Below are 15,993 nucleotides of genomic sequence, written 5' to 3' on the forward strand. Positions count from 1 at the left end.
CGCGAGGAGCGCCCGATGACCGAGTCCACCGCCCCCGAGTCCTTCACCCAGGGACCGACCGACGTCGAGCTGCTCGAGCAGACCCTGGCCCAGAACCTCGACGACACCGCCCGCCGGTTCGCCGACCGCGCTGCCCTCCTGGAGTGTGGACCGGACGGGGACCCTGCCACCGGACGCACCTGGACCTACGGGCAGCTGCGGGAGGAGTCCGTGACGGTGGCCAAGGCGCTCATGGCTGCGGGCTACGAGGCGGGGGACCGGATCGGGATGTGGAGCCCCAACGTCGCCGAGTGGGTCTCGCTGCTCTACGGCGCGGCACGCGCCGGCGTCATCCTCGTGAACCTCAACCCGGCGTACCGCGCCCACGAGCTGACGTACGTGGTCGAGCAGTGCGACATGCGCGGGCTGGTGGTGGCCTGCGCGGACGCACGCATGGACCCGCCCGCCACCGCGCGGGCCGTGACCCGTGAGTCGGCGCCGCACCTGCGGCAGCTGATCATGCTGCCGGCCGGGAGCGGCGAGGACGCCTACGCCCACGTGCAGGACGGTGACGTGGCCGGCCGGCACGCCGCCGATCCCGTGGCCGAGGGCACGTGGGCCGCCTTCCTGGCCGGGGCCGCGCGGGTCTCGGACGAGGACCTGGCCGCGCGCGAGGCCGCCACCCGGCCGGCGGACCCCGTGAACCTGCAGTACACCTCGGGCACCACCGGCTTCCCCAAGGGCGTCACGCTGACGCATCGCAACGTGCTGAACAACGGCTTCCACATCGGCGAGCTGCTGGGCTACACGGAGGAGGACACCGTGGTGATCCCGGTGCCGTTCTTCCACTGCTTCGGCATGGTGATCGGCGTGATCGCCACCGTCTCCCATGGCTCGCTCGCCGTCATCCCGGCGCGCAGCTTCGAGCCGGTCTCGGCGCTGCGGGCCGTGGCCGCCACCGGCGCGACGAGCCTGTACGGCGTGCCGGCGATGTTCATCGCCATGCTCGCCCGGCCCGAGGCGGACGAGCTGGACCTGACGACGCTGCGCACCGGCGTGATGGCCGGCTCCACGTGCCCCGTCGAGGTGATGAAGAAGGTCATCGACCGGTTCCACATGTCCGAGGTCGCCATCTGCTACGGCATGACGGAGACCGCGCCCGTGTCCACCATGACCCGCCGCGACGACTCCCTGGAGGTGCGCACCCAGACCGTCGGCCGCACCATGCCCCACGTGGAGACGAAGATCGTGGACCCCGCCACCGGTGAGGTCGTCCCGCGCGGGGCCACGGGCGAGCTGTGCACCCGCGGCTACTCCGTGATGCTCGGCTACTGGGACGCCCCCGAGAAGACCGCCGAGGTGCTGGACGCCGACGGCTGGATGCACTCCGGCGACCTCGCCTCCATGGACGAGGACGGCTCCGTGCGCATCGAGGGCCGCATCAAGGACCTCGTGATCCGCGGCGGCGAGAACATCTCCCCGCGCGAGGTGGAGGAGTTCCTCTACACCCACCCGGACATCCAGGACGTCCAGGTGGTGGGCGTGCCGGACGAGAAGTACGGCGAGCAGCTCATGGCCTGCGTGATCATGAAGGACGGCGTCGAGCCGCTCACCGTGGACGCCGTCCGCGAGTTCGCCACGGGCCGGATCGCGCACTTCAAGATCCCGGCCTACGTCCGCGTGCTCGACGCCTTCCCCATGACCGTCTCCGGCAAGGTCCGCAAGGTCGAGCTGCGCGAAGAGGGCGCGAAGGTCGTCCAGGCCCAGGCCCAGGCCCACGCCCAGGGTGCGGGCTGACGACGACCGTCACCCTCAGGCGGCGGGCAGCGGGAACACGTCCCAGATGGTGCAGACCGCCTCGGGGGCGGCGCCCAGGATCGTGGCACGGTACGTGGTCGACCACGCCCGCGGGTCGGCGTCGCGCAGGCGCCACGTGCCGTCCGCGAGCACCGCGTCCACGAACGCGGAGGTGTCGGCGGGGCTGCCGTCCTCGTGGACCAGGGGGCCGCGACGCAGGGCTTCACCCAGGTCGCCCGCTCGGCCGACGGCGTAGAGCGCGGTCTCGTCCGTGTCCAGCACGAGGCCGCAGTCCTCCTCGAAGGCGGTGATCCAGGCCATCGCGTGCCGCATGGCCTCGTCCGGGTCGGGGTGGCGGGTCACGATGAGCACGGAGCCGCGCTCGCCCGGACGCAGGGAGCCGGGCGTGCCGGGGCCGTGCGGGTCGGGTTCGCGCGGGGCGGCGGCGGTGTGCGGGCGGGGCTCGAAGGCGGTGGTCATGGCGGTCTCCTCCCGGGTGGGGACTCATCAGGGTCCCGGCGGCGCCGCACCGGTCGGAGCGGCATCGCCCACGCTAGGAACCCGGGGCGGGCGGCCGGCCGGACCCGGCCGGGGCTGGGGAGGACACGCCGGGAGCAGCGGCCTGTGCAGGAGCGGAGGGGTCGCGCGGACGCGCCGGCACGGCCTCGGCCGGCCCGGCGTCGCGTCAGTGGGCGCGGTGGTCGGCCGGGGCGAGCTTGGGCCCGAACGCCTGCTTGCGCTCTCCGGAGAGCCCGATCATCCGCACCACCCGCTGCCGGTGCCCGGCCCATGGCGCGAGCAGGCGGAGCATCCCGGCGTCGTCGGTCCGGCGTCCCGTGAGGACCTGCCCCACGTACTGCGCCAGGTGGTAGTCGCCCACGGAGACGAGGTCCGCCGCCCCGTGGCTGCGCTGCAGCGCCTCGGCCGTGGTCCACGGCCCGATCCCGGGCACCGACTCCAGGCGCCGGGCCAGCGCGGCCACCCCGGCCGTGTCCCCGGGGGCGACCGCGTCGCCGAGCCGGTCGATGCTCGCGGCCCGCCGGGCGACCTCCAGCATGGTCCGCGACTGGGAGGGCTGCACCCGGGCCCGCGCATGCCAGTCCCACGAGGGGATCCGCAGGACGGCGGCCGGGGTCGGCGGCGGCAGCATCCCCGGCGGCACCGGGCCGGGGGCGGGCCCGTCGTCGTCGATCCGGGCGGCCAGCCGCACGAGGGTGCGCCAGCCGTGCCGCGCCTGGTCGTGGGTGACCTTCTGCTCGAGCACGGCGGTGAGCAGCTGCCGGGACAGCGCGCCCGCCGCTGGCAGCCGCAGCCCGGCCCGCATCCGCCGCGCCTCGCGCACGTGCGGCGGCAGCGCGGGCGCGCCGGAGTCCGGCCGCAGCAGGGCGTCGAAGGCGTCCCAGCCGTCGTCGTGCAGGCCGAGCAGGCGTTCCACGCCGGCGACGGCGGCGCTCGCGCCCGCGCCCCACGCGCGGGCCGTCACCGCGGTGCCGCCCCCTGCGGCCTCCCGGACGCCGGAGACCAGCAACGACGTCGGCCGGCCCGGGCCGCCCGACGCCACGTCCGGGGCGGGGGAGCGCAGAGTGAGCCAGACGCCCTGCGGTGTGGCGCGGACCGTGGGGTCGGCCGCACCGCGCTGCAGGGGGCGCAGGGTGAGCGCGACGTCCACGGGGACGGGCACGCGCACGCGGCGCTCGGCGTCCGGGGCGGTCATGCCCGCACCGTACACCCGGGCCCGGACAGGACGACGTCGGCCGTGACGGCGCGCACGCCGGGCGTTGCCCCGCGTGTCCGGAGCCCTCCTTCGGCGTCCGGCCCCTGGCGTAGCGTGGGGTGCGTGAGTGAAAAGACCCCCGCGCCCACCCCTGCGCAGCCCATGCAGTACGCCGAGAACGTCCTCGAGCTGATCGGGCACACCCCGCTCGTGAAGCTGCACTCCGTGACGGAGGGCATCGAGGCCACCGTCCTGGTGAAGGTCGAGTACCTGAACCCCGGCGGCTCCGTGAAGGACCGCATCGCGCTGAAGATGATCGAGGAGGCCGAGCGCGAGGGCCTGCTCGGCCCGGGCGGCACCGTCGTGGAGCCCACCTCGGGCAACACGGGCGTGGGGCTGGCCCTGGTCTCGCAGCTCAAGGGCTACCGCACCGTGTTCGTCACCCCGGACAAGGTGGGTCAGGAGAAGCGGGACGTGCTCAGCGCGTACGGCGCCGAGCTCGTCGTCACGCCCACCGCCGTGGACCCGACGTCCGAGGAGTCCTACTACGGGGTCGCCGACCGCCTCGTGCGGGAGATCCCCGGGGCCTATCAGCCCAACCAGTTCTTCAACCCCGCCGCCCCGGCCTCCCACTACGAGACCACCGGCCCCGAGATCTGGGAGGACACGGCCGGCCGCGTCACCCACGTCGTGATGGGCGCCGGCACGGGCGGCACCATCACGGGCACCGGCCGCTACCTCAAGGAGGTCTCGGCGGACCGCCCGTCCGGTCCGGTCCGCGTGATCGGCGCGGACCCCAGCGGCTCGGTGTACTCCGGCGGCGCCGGCCGGCCCTACTTCGTCGAGGGTGTCGGCGAGGACATGTGGGTGGACAACTACGACCCCGCGGTCCCGGACGAGGTCATCGCCGTCGAGGACGCCGAGGCCCTGGCCATGACCCGCCGCCTCGCCGCCGAGGAGGGCCTGCTCGTGGGCGGCTCCTCCGGTCTGGCCGTCGTCGCCGGCCTGCGCGCCGCCCGCGAGCTCGGCCCGGAGGACGTCATGGTGATCGTGCTGCCCGACTCGGGCCGCGGCTACCTCGCCAAGATCTTCAACGACCCGTGGATGGACGAGCGCGGCTTCGACTACGACGTCCGCGAGACCGTGCTGCCGGCGTGGGCGCGCGGGCGCACCCGCTCGGCGGTCCCGCAGATGGACGACGACGGCGCCACGGGGGCCGCCGGCGGGGCCGGCACGCCCGTCGAGGTGCTCGAGCACGCCGACGCCGAGCCGGCGACCCGCGCGGGCGCCCCCGCCGAGGCCGACCGCTGGTCCGCGACGGCGGGGGAGCTGCTGACCGAGAAGGCCGACCTGTTCCCGGGCTCCGTGCCCACCCTCGTCACCGCGGCCCCGACCACCTCGGTGGCGGACGCCGTGGCGACCATGAACCGGTACGGCGTCGACGCCCTGCCCGTGATCCTCGAGCCCCGGCACGACCTGCGGATCGGCGAGGTCCGCGGCACCGTCTCCTCCGCCGCGCTCGCGGACGCCCTCGCTGAGGGGCGGGCCACCGCGCAGACCCCCGTGGCCGACGTCATGGGCCCCGTGCTGCCCTGCCTGGGGGCGCGCACCCCGCTGCGCGCCGTGGCCCGGCGCCTCGCCCAGGACCCCGTGCTGCTGGTGCTCGAGGCCGGCCGCGTCCAGGGCGTCGTCACCCTGCACGACGTCCTCGCCCACGTCACCGCCTGAGGCCGGCCGCACCGGCCGCGCCCGCCCCACCCGACCCGATCTCTCCGAGGAGGCTCCCGAGATGACCGAGCAGAACGTCCACGAGGACCCGCACGCCACCACCCCCGACACCGGCGCCGAAGACGCCGCCGCCCACCCCCAGGGGGGAGGCTTCGGCACGCGCGCCGTGCACGCGGGCCAGCACCTGGACGAGGTGTTCGGCGCCGTCGTCCCGCCGATCCACCTCTCGAGCACCTACGCGCCCACGGCCGTCGGCGAGCTGCGGCGCGGCTACGACTACGGCCGCGGCACCAACCCCACCCGGGACGCGCTGCAGGAGCAGCTGGCCGCGCTCGAGGCCGGCGTCGACGAGTCCGGCGCCCCCCGGGCCACCGGCCTCACGTTCGCCTCCGGCCTGGCCGCGGAGACCGCGCTGATCATGGGCGCGGGCCGGCCGGGCATGACGATCGTGCTCGGCAACGACGTGTACGGCGGCTCCTACCGCCTCATCTCCCGCGTGCTCGCCCCGTGGGGCGTGGAGCACGTCGTCGTGGACATGGGGGACGCCGAGCAGGTCGCCGCCGCCGTCGAGCGCGCCGCCGCCGCGGGGCCGGTCATGGTGTGGCTGGAGACCCCGTCGAACCCGATGATGAAGATCTCCGACGTCGCCGCGGTCGCCGAGGCGGCCCACGCGCACGGCGCCCTGCTCGTGGTGGACAACACCTTCGCGACGCCGTACCTGCAGTCCCCGATCGCCCTGGGCGCGGACGTGGTGGTGCACTCCACCACGAAGTACATCGGCGGCCACTCGGACGTGATCGGCGGGGCGCTCGTGATCCCGGACGCCGCACTCGCCGAGCAGGTGAAGTTCCAGCAGTTCGCGGCGGGCGCCGTGAACGGGCCCCTGGACGCGTACCTGACCACGCGCGGCCTCAAGACGCTCGGCGTGCGCATGGACCGCCACCAGGCCAACGCCCAGGCCGTCGCCGAGTGGCTCACCGGCCGCGCCGAGGTCTCCCAGGTGCTGTACCCGGGGCTGCCGGACCACCCCGGCCACGAGCTCGCGCAGCGGCAGATGCGCGGTTTCGGCGGCATGGTCTCGCTGCGCCTGTCCGGCGGCGCCGCGGCGGCCCGCCGCGTGGCCGAGTCGACCCGCCTGTTCCAGCTCGCCGAGTCCCTGGGCGGCATCGAGTCGCTGATGAACTACCCGGCGGAGATGACCCACGCCTCCGTGGCCGGCACGGAATTGGCCGTCCCGGACGACCTGCTGCGCCTGTCGGTGGGCATCGAGGACGTCGAGGACCTCGTGGCGGACCTGGAGCGGGCTCTGGACAGCCTCTGACCCGCTGACGTCCGCCAGAGGTCTAGCGCACGGGTGGGGAGCACGGGGCGGCGTAGTGTGACGGGCATGACCCTCACCGCCTTCGTCAACGCCCATGTCGTCCCCGTCGCCGCCGAGCCGTTCGACGGCGCCCTGCTCGTCGAGGACGGCCGGATCACCGCGCTCGGCCCCGACGTCCAGGCACCCGACGGCGCCGACGTCGTGGACTGCGAGGGCCGCTGGCTGCTGCCCGGCTTCGTGGACGCCCACGTCCACCTCGGCATGCACGCCGAGGGCGAGGTCGGGGCGACCGCGGACGTCAACGAGATGACGGACCCAGTGATGGCCGGGGTGCGGGCGATCGACGCCGTCGACCCGAACGAGCCGGGCTGGAAGGACGCCCTGGCCGGCGGGGTGACCACCGTGAACGTCAACCCCGGCTCGGGCAACCCGATCGGCGGCCAGGCGGTGGCGCTGCACACCCACGGACGCACCGTGGACGAGATGGTGCTGCGCAGCCCCTCGGGCGTGAAGTCCGCCCTCGGCGAGAACCCCAAGAACGTCTACAAGGAGAAGGGCCGCACGCCGTCCACGCGGCTGGGCACCGCCCTCGTGATCCGCGAGGCGTTCCTGCGGGCGCAGGGCTACATGGCCCGCCGTGCGGAGGCCGAACGCGAGGACAAGCCCTTCACCCGCGACCCCCACCTCGACGCCCTCGCCCTCGTCCTGGAGCGCACGATCCCCTGGCGCCAGCACTGCCACCGCACCGACGACGTCGCCACCGCCCTGCGCCTGGCCGACGAGTTCGGCTACGACCTCGTCCTGGACCACGGCACCGAGGCGCACCCGCTGGCCGACCAGCTCGCGGCCCGCGGCGTGCCGGTGCTGATCGGCCCGCTGTTCACCACCAAGTCCAAGCCGGAGCTGCGGGGCCGCTCGATGCGCAATCCGGGGCGTCTGGCGCGGGCCGGCGTCGAGATCAGCATCATCACCGACCACCCGGTGGTGCCCATCGACTTCCTCGTCTACCAGGCCGCGCTGTCGGTGAAGGAGGGCCTGGACCGGGAGACCGCCCTGCGCGCCATCACCCTGCATCCCGCGCGCGTGCTCGGGCTGGACGACCGCATCGGCTCCCTCGAGGTGGGCAAGGACGCCGACCTGGTGCTCTGGTCCGGCGATCCACTCGATGTCATGCAGCGGGCCCTGCGCGTGTGGATCGGCGGCCGTCAGGTCATGGAGTACGACGTCGCCACGGCCCGGCCCGTCGTCGCCTCCGCCCGTCCCGTAGAGGACTGAGCGGCGCCGCCGCCCGGCGACGGGGGCCGGACGCGCGGGCTCAGCGCCGCAGGCGCGAGTGCACGGGCGGCAGCCAGACGAGCGCGGCGCCCAGGAGCATCACGCCGGCGAGGATGATCAGCAGGCCGTTGGCCCGCAGGAACGCGGGGGCGGCCAGCAGGACGGCGATGAACGTCAGGGTCCCGATCGCCGAACGACGGCGGCGCAGCAGACCGATCCAGCCCCACAGGGACGCCGCGGCCAGGAGGGCGACGGCGGTGCCCATCGTGAACTGCCCCGTCGCGCCGCCCAGCACGCCCACCGACTCCATGCCGGTGAGCGGATCGATGACGGGCTCGCCGCTGTCCTGTGCGCGGGCCCCGTTCCAGAGGAACGCGCCCGCGATGCCGACCAGCACCACGGTGACCGCGAGCCAGTAGAGGCGCGCGACCTTCAGGAGCGGGTGGACGAGGCCGGCGTCGGACTCGGCCGCGTCCCGCGCGGCCAGGTCGCGCTCGCGGTCCGCGCGGCGCCGTTCCAGGCGCTCCTCGTCCTCGGCGGTGAGGCGGGCGCGCTCGGCGCGCAGCCGTGCGTCGTCGGCCCGCTGACTCTCCCGGAAGGACTGGGCGGCGCGGCCGGCGGCCCGGCCGAGCCCGCGGGCGAGGGGGCGGTCTTCGCTGTTCTGGGGCACGTGCCGAGCCTATCTCCCCGGCCGGTGCGCGGCCGGGGTGTCCGAGGGCACAGCCCACCCCGCAGCCCGGTGGCGTAGACTGATCAGACCGGATCCGGTCTTTCCCCTGTGATGAGTGAGCGTGGACGCGTGTGCCACGCCGGACTGCAGATGTCTGTGCAGATGTGTGTGCGGGCCACGAACGTCGTGGCCCTCGGGGGCTGCCGGGTGGACGGAATCATCTGACCCAGCTGGCCCCTGCGCCCCACGACGTCGACCCGCGACCGACGTCCTCCGGCGTGCGCCCGCGCATCCCCACAGGAGGACCCATGTCCGACATCCTCGATCCCCAGACCACCGCCGAGGCCGCCCCCGAGCTCGCCGAGGCGGAGCAGGAGGCCACCGGGACCGTCCCGCAGGTCGACGCCGCCGAGCCCGCCGCCCCCGAGGCCCCGGCCGAGCCCGACGCCCCCGAGGCTCCCGCCGAACCGGCCGGCCCCACCTTCCTGGACCTCGGCCTGGACGCCCGCGTGCTGGCCGCCGTCGAGGACCTGGGCTACACCCGCCCCTCGCCGATCCAGGAGGCGACCATCCCGCTGCTGCTGGACGGCCGCGACGTCGTGGGCCTGGCCCAGACCGGCACCGGCAAGACCGGCGCGTTCGCGCTGCCGGCCCTGTCCCGCCTCGCCGAGACCACGGACGTGACCGGGCGCGCGGACACCCCGCAGGTGCTCGCGCTCGCCCCGACCCGCGAGCTCGCCCTCCAGGTGGCCGACGCCTTCGACAGCTACGCCAAGCATCTCGACGACGTCTCCGTGCTCGCGGTCTACGGCGGCTCCCCGTACGGCCCGCAGCTGGCCGGACTGCGGCGGGGCGCGCAGGTCGTCGTCGGCACGCCGGGCCGCGTGATCGACCACCTCGAGCGCGGCTCGCTGGACCTCTCCGACCTGCAGACCCTCGTGCTGGACGAGGCGGACGAGATGCTGCGCATGGGCTTCGCGGAGGAGGTGGACCGCATCCTCGCCTCCACCCCGGACACGAAGCAGACCGCGCTGTTCTCCGCCACCATGCCCCCGACCATCCGCCGCATCTCCGCCCAGTACCTGAACGCCCCGGAGGAGGTGGCCGTCGCCCGTCAGTCGACGACGTCCGCCACGATCCGCCAGCGCTACCTGCAGGTGGGTCACCAGTGGAAGTTCGAGGCCCTGAGCCGGATCCTCGAGACCGAGGAGCACGACGGCGTCATCGCCTTCGTGCGCACCCGTGCCGGTACCGAGGAGCTCGCCCAGAAGCTCACGCGCGCCGGGTTCAAGGCCGTGGCCATCTCCGGCGACGTCGCCCAGAAGCAGCGCGAGAAGACCGTGGAGGACCTGAAGGCCGGCCGCGTGGACATCCTCGTGGCCACCGACGTCGCCGCCCGCGGCCTCGACGTCGAGCGCATCTCGCTCGTGGTCAACTACGACATTCCGCAGGACGCGGAGTCCTACGTGCACCGCATCGGCCGCACCGGCCGCGCCGGCCGGCAGGGCGACGCCGTGCTCTTCATGACCCCGCGCGAGCGCTTCCTGCTCAAGCAGATCGAGCGGACCACCCGCCAGCAGGTCGAGGAGATGGCCGTGCCCTCCGTCGCCGACGTCAACGCGGCCCGCAAGCGCCGCTTCGCCGACGGCATCACCCGCACCCTCGAGCGCGCCTCGGAGGAGGAGCTGGCGGTGTTCGGTGAGATCGTCGCCGCGTACGTCGACGAGCACGAGGTCGAGCCGGCGCGTGTGGCCGCCGCGCTGGGCATGATGGCCCAGGGCGGCCGCCCGCTGCTGGCCCGCGAACAGGAGATCCCGTCCGGCGGCGGCCGGGGCCGCAAGGACCGCGACGGCGGTCGCGAGGGTGGGCGCGACGGCGGCCGTGAGCGCGGCGCGAGCGACGGCCGCGGCTCGCGTGGCCCGGCCCGGGAGCCCGCGGCCGGCAACGCGACGTACTGGATCGCCGTCGGCCACCAGGACCGTGTGCGGCCGGGCAACATCGTGGGCGCGCTGGCGAACGAGGTGGGCCTGCCCGCCTCGGCCATCGGCGCGATCGACCTGCGTGGCAACCACTCGCTCGTCGAGCTGCCGGCAGACCTGACCTCGGCCCAGCTCGAGGCCGCGGCCAACGCCGAGATCAACGGCCGTCGCCTCGACCTGCGCAAGGACACCGGCCGCCCGACCCGCGCCGAGCGCGACGGCGAGGACCGCGGTGAGCGCCGCGGCGGCTTCCGCAAGGACCGCGGCGAGCGCGGCGAGCGCGGCGGCTTCCGCGGGGACCGCGACGGCGGCCAGCGCGGCGGGTACCGCAAGGACCGGGACGACCGCGGCTCCCGCGAGGATCGTGGCGGCTTCCGCAAGGACCGGGACGACCGCAGCTTCCGTGGCGACCGCAGGGGACGCCCCGGCGGCCGCAAGCCCCGCTGGGGCGCCCAGGAGCGCTCGGATCGGGGCGCCCGCCGCTGATTCCGCCGGGGTGCCGACCCCGCCGGAGGCCGTGACCGGGGCCGATTTTGCATCGGCCCCGGGGCCCTGGTAGAGTCTCACCTCGTTGCCCCGATAGCTCAGTGGTAGAGCGCCATCTTGGTAAGATGGAGGTCCCGGGATCGATTCCCGGTCGGGGCTCTGACATGAGAGCCCGCCCTCGCGGCGTGAAAACCGTGAGTGCGGGCGTTCTCGTGTCGTGGCGGCGTAGCTCAGCTGGTTAGAGCGCACGACTCATAATCGTGAGGTCGGGGGATCGAGTCCCCCCGCCGCTACGGAATCGGACGGACCCGGTCACCTCCTCGGAGGGGCCGGGTCCTTTCGCGTTCCGGGGCCCGTCCGTCGCCCCGGTAGCCTGGCGGGCATGTCCACGCGTCGCCCCGCCCACCAGCCCACCCGCGGCACCGCCGCGCCCCGCGGCTTCGTCTCCCCGTGGGAGCACGGCTCCCGGCTGTACCGGACCCTCGTGCTGACCGGCTCCGCGCTGTTCCTCGTGGGCATCGTGCTGGCGGTCGTCGGCGGCACCACCGGACGCCTCGCCGTCTCCGGGACCGCCCTGGGCGTGCTCGGCGCGGGCGTCGCCGTTCACCTGTCCGCCCAGCTCGTGCGCTTCCGCCAGGCCGCCCGCCGGCAGGGGGAGCGGCGCCCCGGCCGTTAGGCTGGACGGCAGTCGAGAACCGTCCCGCAGGAGGCCCGAGTTGAGCGTGAACCCCGACGTCGCCGGGCGGAGCTATCCGCCCGCGCCCCCCTTCCAGGTCGGCCGGGAGACGGTCCGCGCCTTCGCCGAGGCCGTGCAGGCCCAGCATCCCGCGCACCACGACGTCGCGGCCGCCCGGGCCCTGGGGTACGCCGACCTGGTCGCCCCGCCGACCTTCGCCGTCGTCATCGCGCAGCGCGCCGAGGCCGCCGTCGTCGCCGATCCTGAGCTGGGGATCGACTTCTCGCGTGTGGTCCACGCGGACGAGCGCTTCGTCCACCACCGCCCGCTGGTGGCCGGGGACGAGGTCGTGGCGACCGTGCGGGTCGAGGCCGTGAAGTCCCTCGGCGGCAACCGCATGGTCACCACCGTCACCGAGATCGCGGATCTGGACGGCGCTGCCGTCTCCACCGTCACGTCCACCCTGCTGGTCCGGGGAGAGGAGTCCTGATGAGCACCGCCCCCCGCCTGTCCGACCTCGCCCGGGGCGAGGTGGTCGGCACGCGCACCGTCACGTTCACCCGCGCCGACCTCGTCGCCTACGCGGGTGCCTCCGGCGACCGCAACCCGATCCACTGGTCCCCGACGTTCGCCGAGCACGTCGGCCTGCCCGGCGTGATCGCCCACGGGATGCTCACCATGGGCGCGGCCGTGCAGCTCGTCTCGGACTGGGTGGGCGACCCGGGCGCCGTCGTCGACTACCAGACCCGCTTCACCGGCATGGTGCCCGTCGCGGACACCACGGGGCGCACGGACGACGACGGCGCGCCCGTCCCCGGCGCCACGCTCGAGGTCGTCGGCACGGTCGGGGCCGTGGACGAGGCCGCCGGGACCGTGCGGATCGACCTGAACGTCACCAACCCGGACGCGGCGAAGCCGCGCGTGCTGACCAAGGCGCAGGCCGTGGTCCGTCTGGCCGACCCCGCGGGGGAGAGCGCGTGAGCGAGCGGCTGGCGGACCACACCACCACCCGCGTCGGCGGGCCTGCGCGCGCGTGGGTCACCGCGCGCACCGAGGCCGAGGCGATCGAGGCCGTGCGCGCCGCCGACGCGGCGGGCGAGCCCCTGTTCGTCCTCGGCGGCGGTTCCAACACCCTCATGGCGGACGCCGGCTTCCCCGGCACCGTCGTGCGGCTGGCCTTCGAGGGCATCCACGTGCTGGACGGGCCGGCGCCCGGCGAGGGTGAGGCGCCGCCCGCCGGCGACGGGGCCCGGTCCGCGGACCACGAGGGGGAGGCCGTCGACGTGCGGGTCGCGGCGGGCCACCCGTGGGACGACGCCGTCGCATGGACCGTGGCGCACGGGCTCGGCGGGATCGAGGCGCTCTCGGGCATCCCGGGCGCGGCCGGCGCGACGCCCGTGCAGAACGTCGGCGCGTACGGCGCGGACGTCTCGCAGGTGCTCGTCGCCCTGCGCGCGTGGGACCGGGAGGCGGGCGACCTCGTCGAGCTGACGCCCGCGGACCTGCGCTTCGGCTACCGCGACTCCGTGATCAAGCGCTCCATGCTGGAGACCGGCGCGCCGAGTCCCCGGTGGATCGTGCTCTCGATCGACCTGCAGCTGCGCCGCGCCTCCTCCGACGCCGAGCCGACGGCGCCGGTCCGCTACGGGCAGCTGGCGGCCGCGCTCGACGTCGAGGAGGGCGCCCATGCCCCGCTCGCGGTGGTCCGCCGCGAGGTGCTGGCCCTGCGCGCCGCCAAGGGGATGGTGTCCGATCCGGCGGACCCGGACACGTGGTCCACGGGCAGCTACTTCACGAACCCGATCGTGCCCGCGTCCGTGCGGGCCTCCCTGCCCGAGGGCGCCCCGGCGTTCGCCGCCGGGGAGGCCGAGGACGGGACGCCGCTCGTGAAGCTCTCGGCGGCCTGGCTGATCGATCGCGCGGGCTTCGCGAAGGGCTTCGGGCTGCCCGAGGTCGCCCCCCGCGAGGGCGGGCCGGACGGCCGCGGAGCCGACGGCACCGGCCTGGCCGGGGGCCGCGCGTCGGTGTCCACGAAGCACACCCTCGCCATGACCAACCGCGGCGACGCGACCACCGAGGACGTCCTGACGGTCGCGCGCACCGTGCGCGACGGCGTGCGCGAACGCTTCGGCGTCGAGCTGCACCCCGAGCCGATGATCATCGGCACCAGCCTCTGACCCCCCTCCACTTTCGTTCGGGAAACGGCGCCCCCAGGAGTGCTTTCGTTCGGGAAACGGCGCCCCTTGGCGGGGCGGGCGCCGTTTCCCGAACGACAACGACCGAACACCCGCCGTTTCCCGAACGAAAACGGGGGCCGGGGGCGGGGGGCCGGGTACGGGGGCCGGGGCTGGGCCGGGTGCGCGCCGCCGCGCCGGCGTCGCGGCTCAGAGGTTGCCGGTGGCGATCATCAGCATGCGGCGCACGGGCTCGGCCGCACCCCACAGCAGCTGGTCGCCGACGGTGAACGCCGACAGGTACTCGGGACCCATGTTGAGCTTGCGCAGCCGGCCGACGGGGATCTGCAGGGTGCCGGTCGCGGCGATCGGGGTCAGGTCGGTGACCGTGGCCTCCTTGGTGTTCGGCACCACCTGCACCCACTCGTTGTCCGCGGCGATGATCTGCTCGACCTCGTCCAGCGGCACGTCCCGGGTGAGCTTGAGGGTGAGGGCCTGCGAGTGGGAGCGCATGGCGCCGATCCGCACGCACAGCGAGTCGAACGGGATCCGGTCCGCCCCGGTCAGTCCGAGCACCTTGTTGGTCTCGTCGTAGGCCTTGCGCTCCTCGCGGGAGACGCCGTCGCCCAGGTCGGAGTCGATCCAGGGGATCAGCGAGCCGCCCAGCGGCACGCCGAACTGCGTCGAGTCCAGGCCGTCGCGCTGCAGCTCGATCACCTTGCGGTCGATCTCGAGGATCGCCGACGCCGGATCGGCCAGCTCGGCCCGCACCGCGCCGCCCAGCTCGGCGTACTGGATGAGCAGCTCGCGCATGTGCCGGGCACCGCCGCCGGAGGCCGCCTGGTAGGTCATGGCGGTGCCCCACTCGACCAGGCCCGCCTTGAACAGGCCACCGAGGCCCATGAGCATGCAGGAGACGGTGCAGTTGCCGCCGATGAAGTCCTTCGTCCCGTTCGCCAGGGCGGCGTCGATCACGCCGCGGTTCACGGGGTCCAGTGCGATCACGGAGGTGTCCGCCATGCGCAGGGTGGAGGCGGCGTCGATCCAGATGCCGTCCCAGCCGGCGGCGCGCAGCTTCGGGTACACGGCCTGCGTGTAGTCCCCGCCCTGCGCGGTGAGGATCACGGGCAGGGCCTTGAGCGCGTCCACGTCGTACGCGTCCTGGAGCACGCCCGGGTCACCGGCCATGCCCTCGAGCACGGGCGCGGGACCGCCGGCGTTGGACGTGGAGAAGAAGACGGGATGGATACGGGCGAAGTCGCCCTCCTCGGCCATGCGCTGCAGGAGGACGGACCCCACCATGCCGCGCCAGCCGACCAGGCCCACGGTGGGCACGGCGGCCGCGTCGGGGGCGTTCACAGATGCGGGGGCAGCGGAAGTCATGCCCTCCAGGCTAGCGGCCCTGCTGCGCGCGCTTCCGCTTGTTCCACGCGATGAAACCGCCCACGGCGAACACCTGGGTCAGCACGAGCAGGAACACCAGCCCGGCGATGGTCTTGCCCTGCAGCACGAGGATCAGCCCGAACACGGCGCACACGAACGCCAGCACGGGCAGGACGACGAGCGCGAGGAACGAGACCGCCTGCGGGGAGAGCAGACGCTGGTCGGAGTCGGTCGGGGCCATGTCAGTCGCGTTCCCATCGTTCGAAGCGGTGGCGCGGGCCGGAGGCGGAGTCCAGCCACGCGTCGGGGGCGGGCTCGACGGCGGTGCGCCGCCAGCGGGCGTCGAGCAGCGGGGCGTGCGTGTCGCCGTCGACGTCGGCGTCGATCACGGTCACCTCGGCGCGCGAGGCCACGTCGAGGGCCTGCTCGTAGAGCGTCGCCCCGCCGATCACCCACACGGTGTCACAGCCGTCGGCCTCGGCCGCGGCGGCCAGGGCCGCCCCGAAGTCCGGCACGACGACGGCGCCCGCGGCCCGCAGCTCCGCGCCGGCCTCCTCGGTGGCCGTCAGGGTGCGGGAGACCACGATGTTCGTGCGCCCGGGCAGCGGGCGGAAGCGCGCCGGGAACGACTCCCACGTGCGCCGGCCCATGATCACGGGGTGGCCGTGCGTGTGGGCCCGGAAGTGCGCGAGGTCCTCCGGGACGTGCCACGGCATGGTGCCGTCGCGACCGATGACGCGCTCGGGGGTCTGGGCCCAGATCATGGCGATCACGGGCTCGGTGGGACGGGTGGCCCGGCTCATGGGGTCGC

General features: G+C 74.6%; 15 protein-coding genes and 2 tRNA genes. 11 read left to right on the forward strand and 6 right to left on the reverse strand.

Features of this window, described 5'->3' with window-relative positions; genetic code table 11:
- Window positions 1-15: 15 nt before the first annotated feature.
- On the forward strand, window positions 16-1,776 hold the full coding sequence (locus tag ABIB16_RS04605; protein WP_134416932.1) for an AMP-binding protein: 1,761 nt from the start codon (window positions 16-18) through the stop codon (window positions 1,774-1,776).
- A 15-nt stretch (window positions 1,777-1,791) separates the two neighbouring features.
- Here the strand turns inward: ABIB16_RS04605 and ABIB16_RS04610 are convergent, their stop codons facing one another.
- Window positions 1,792-2,256 carry a hypothetical protein gene (locus tag ABIB16_RS04610; RefSeq protein WP_041103583.1) on the reverse strand — a complete coding sequence of 155 codons (465 nt, stop codon included), beginning with the start codon at window positions 2,254-2,256 and terminating at the stop codon, window positions 1,792-1,794.
- Between the two features lie 205 nt (window positions 2,257-2,461).
- The gene (locus ABIB16_RS04615; RefSeq protein ID WP_163721103.1) at window positions 2,462-3,490 is read right to left on the reverse strand and encodes a DNA-3-methyladenine glycosylase family protein; all 1,029 of its coding nucleotides are present in this window, start codon (window positions 3,488-3,490) and stop codon (window positions 2,462-2,464) included.
- Window positions 3,491-3,652: 162 nt separating this feature from the next.
- Here ABIB16_RS04615 and ABIB16_RS04620 point away from each other — a divergent pair, with 162 nt between their 5' ends.
- From ABIB16_RS04620 to ABIB16_RS04630, 3 genes are all read left to right on the forward strand, one after another.
- A complete protein-coding gene (locus ABIB16_RS04620) occupies window positions 3,653-5,218 on the forward strand; it encodes a pyridoxal-phosphate dependent enzyme (protein ID WP_036317690.1) in 1,566 nt (521 codons plus the stop codon).
- 61 nt (window positions 5,219-5,279) lie between these two features.
- Window positions 5,280-6,539, forward strand: a complete 1,260-nt coding sequence (locus ABIB16_RS04625; protein ID WP_354436072.1) for a cystathionine gamma-synthase — start codon at window positions 5,280-5,282, stop codon at window positions 6,537-6,539.
- A gap of 66 nt (window positions 6,540-6,605) precedes the next feature.
- Complete coding sequence (locus ABIB16_RS04630; RefSeq protein WP_230278055.1) at window positions 6,606-7,814, forward strand: amidohydrolase; 1,209 nt, start codon at window positions 6,606-6,608, stop codon at window positions 7,812-7,814.
- A 40-nt stretch (window positions 7,815-7,854) separates the two neighbouring features.
- On the opposite strand, the gene ABIB16_RS04635 is transcribed toward ABIB16_RS04630, so the two are convergent.
- Window positions 7,855-8,484, reverse strand: a complete 630-nt coding sequence (locus ABIB16_RS04635; RefSeq protein ID WP_354436073.1) for a hypothetical protein — start codon at window positions 8,482-8,484, stop codon at window positions 7,855-7,857.
- 308 nt (window positions 8,485-8,792) lie between these two features.
- Here ABIB16_RS04635 and ABIB16_RS04640 point away from each other — a divergent pair, with 308 nt between their 5' ends.
- The 7 genes from ABIB16_RS04640 (at window position 8,793) to ABIB16_RS04670 (ending at window position 13,802) form a co-directional block, all read left to right on the forward strand.
- Complete coding sequence (locus tag ABIB16_RS04640; RefSeq protein WP_237069003.1) at window positions 8,793-10,949, forward strand: DEAD/DEAH box helicase; 2,157 nt, start codon at window positions 8,793-8,795, stop codon at window positions 10,947-10,949.
- An 87-nt stretch (window positions 10,950-11,036) separates the two neighbouring features.
- A tRNA-Thr gene (locus ABIB16_RS04645) sits at window positions 11,037-11,108 on the forward strand.
- A 60-nt stretch (window positions 11,109-11,168) separates the two neighbouring features.
- Window positions 11,169-11,242: transfer RNA gene (locus ABIB16_RS04650), tRNA-Met, on the forward strand.
- An 89-nt stretch (window positions 11,243-11,331) separates the two neighbouring features.
- Window positions 11,332-11,625: a hypothetical protein gene (locus tag ABIB16_RS04655; protein ID WP_041103577.1), complete on the forward strand. Its 294-nt coding sequence runs from the start codon at window positions 11,332-11,334 to the stop codon at window positions 11,623-11,625.
- A gap of 40 nt (window positions 11,626-11,665) precedes the next feature.
- Entirely contained in the window at window positions 11,666-12,115 is a 450-nt protein-coding gene (locus tag ABIB16_RS04660) for an FAS1-like dehydratase domain-containing protein (protein WP_041103576.1), read from the forward strand.
- Entirely contained in the window at window positions 12,115-12,606 is a 492-nt protein-coding gene (locus ABIB16_RS04665) for a MaoC/PaaZ C-terminal domain-containing protein (RefSeq protein WP_041103575.1), read from the forward strand. Before ABIB16_RS04660 ends, ABIB16_RS04665 begins: the two co-directional genes overlap by 1 nt.
- The gene (locus tag ABIB16_RS04670; RefSeq protein WP_206496844.1) at window positions 12,603-13,802 is read left to right on the forward strand and encodes a UDP-N-acetylmuramate dehydrogenase; all 1,200 of its coding nucleotides are present in this window, start codon (window positions 12,603-12,605) and stop codon (window positions 13,800-13,802) included. The genes ABIB16_RS04665 and ABIB16_RS04670 overlap by 4 nt, the downstream gene beginning before the upstream one ends.
- Before the next feature lie 207 nt (window positions 13,803-14,009).
- Here ABIB16_RS04670 and asd read toward each other — a convergent pair whose 3' ends face one another.
- The 3 genes from asd to ABIB16_RS04685 are packed head-to-tail and all read right to left on the reverse strand — an operon-like array spanning window position 14,010 to window position 15,985.
- The gene (gene asd, locus ABIB16_RS04675) at window positions 14,010-15,182 is read right to left on the reverse strand and encodes an aspartate-semialdehyde dehydrogenase (RefSeq protein WP_044659549.1); all 1,173 of its coding nucleotides are present in this window, start codon (window positions 15,180-15,182) and stop codon (window positions 14,010-14,012) included.
- Window positions 15,183-15,192: 10 nt separating this feature from the next.
- Window positions 15,193-15,423, reverse strand: a complete 231-nt coding sequence (locus ABIB16_RS04680; RefSeq protein WP_044659550.1) for an NF038396 family protein — start codon at window positions 15,421-15,423, stop codon at window positions 15,193-15,195.
- A 1-nt stretch (window position 15,424) separates the two neighbouring features.
- Window positions 15,425-15,985: a dihydrofolate reductase gene (locus ABIB16_RS04685; protein WP_044659551.1), complete on the reverse strand. Its 561-nt coding sequence runs from the start codon at window positions 15,983-15,985 to the stop codon at window positions 15,425-15,427.
- Window positions 15,986-15,993: the final 8 nt, after the last annotated feature.

It is taken from the genome of Micrococcus sp. UYEF5 (assembly GCF_040546065.1).
Lineage (GTDB): Bacteria > Actinomycetota > Actinomycetes > Actinomycetales > Micrococcaceae > Micrococcus > Micrococcus luteus.

Coding starts and splice junctions, on each gene's coding strand:
- ABIB16_RS04630 (WP_230278055.1), top strand. CDS start 6,606: ATGACCCTCACCGCCTTCGTCAACGCCCATGTCGTCCCCGTCGCCGCC.
- ABIB16_RS04685 (WP_044659551.1), bottom strand. CDS start 15,985: ATGAGCCGGGCCACCCGTCCCACCGAGCCCGTGATCGCCATGATCTGG.
- asd (WP_044659549.1), bottom strand. CDS start 15,182: ATGACTTCCGCTGCCCCCGCATCTGTGAACGCCCCCGACGCGGCCGCC.
- ABIB16_RS04620 (WP_036317690.1), top strand. CDS start 3,653: ATGCAGTACGCCGAGAACGTCCTCGAGCTGATCGGGCACACCCCGCTC.
- ABIB16_RS04655 (WP_041103577.1), top strand. CDS start 11,332: ATGTCCACGCGTCGCCCCGCCCACCAGCCCACCCGCGGCACCGCCGCG.
- ABIB16_RS04605 (WP_134416932.1), top strand. CDS start 16: ATGACCGAGTCCACCGCCCCCGAGTCCTTCACCCAGGGACCGACCGAC.
- ABIB16_RS04625 (WP_354436072.1), top strand. CDS start 5,280: ATGACCGAGCAGAACGTCCACGAGGACCCGCACGCCACCACCCCCGAC.
- ABIB16_RS04640 (WP_237069003.1), top strand. CDS start 8,793: ATGTCCGACATCCTCGATCCCCAGACCACCGCCGAGGCCGCCCCCGAG.
- ABIB16_RS04610 (WP_041103583.1), bottom strand. CDS start 2,256: ATGACCACCGCCTTCGAGCCCCGCCCGCACACCGCCGCCGCCCCGCGC.
- ABIB16_RS04665 (WP_041103575.1), top strand. CDS start 12,115: ATGAGCACCGCCCCCCGCCTGTCCGACCTCGCCCGGGGCGAGGTGGTC.
- ABIB16_RS04615 (WP_163721103.1), bottom strand. CDS start 3,490: ATGACCGCCCCGGACGCCGAGCGCCGCGTGCGCGTGCCCGTCCCCGTG.
- ABIB16_RS04680 (WP_044659550.1), bottom strand. CDS start 15,423: ATGGCCCCGACCGACTCCGACCAGCGTCTGCTCTCCCCGCAGGCGGTC.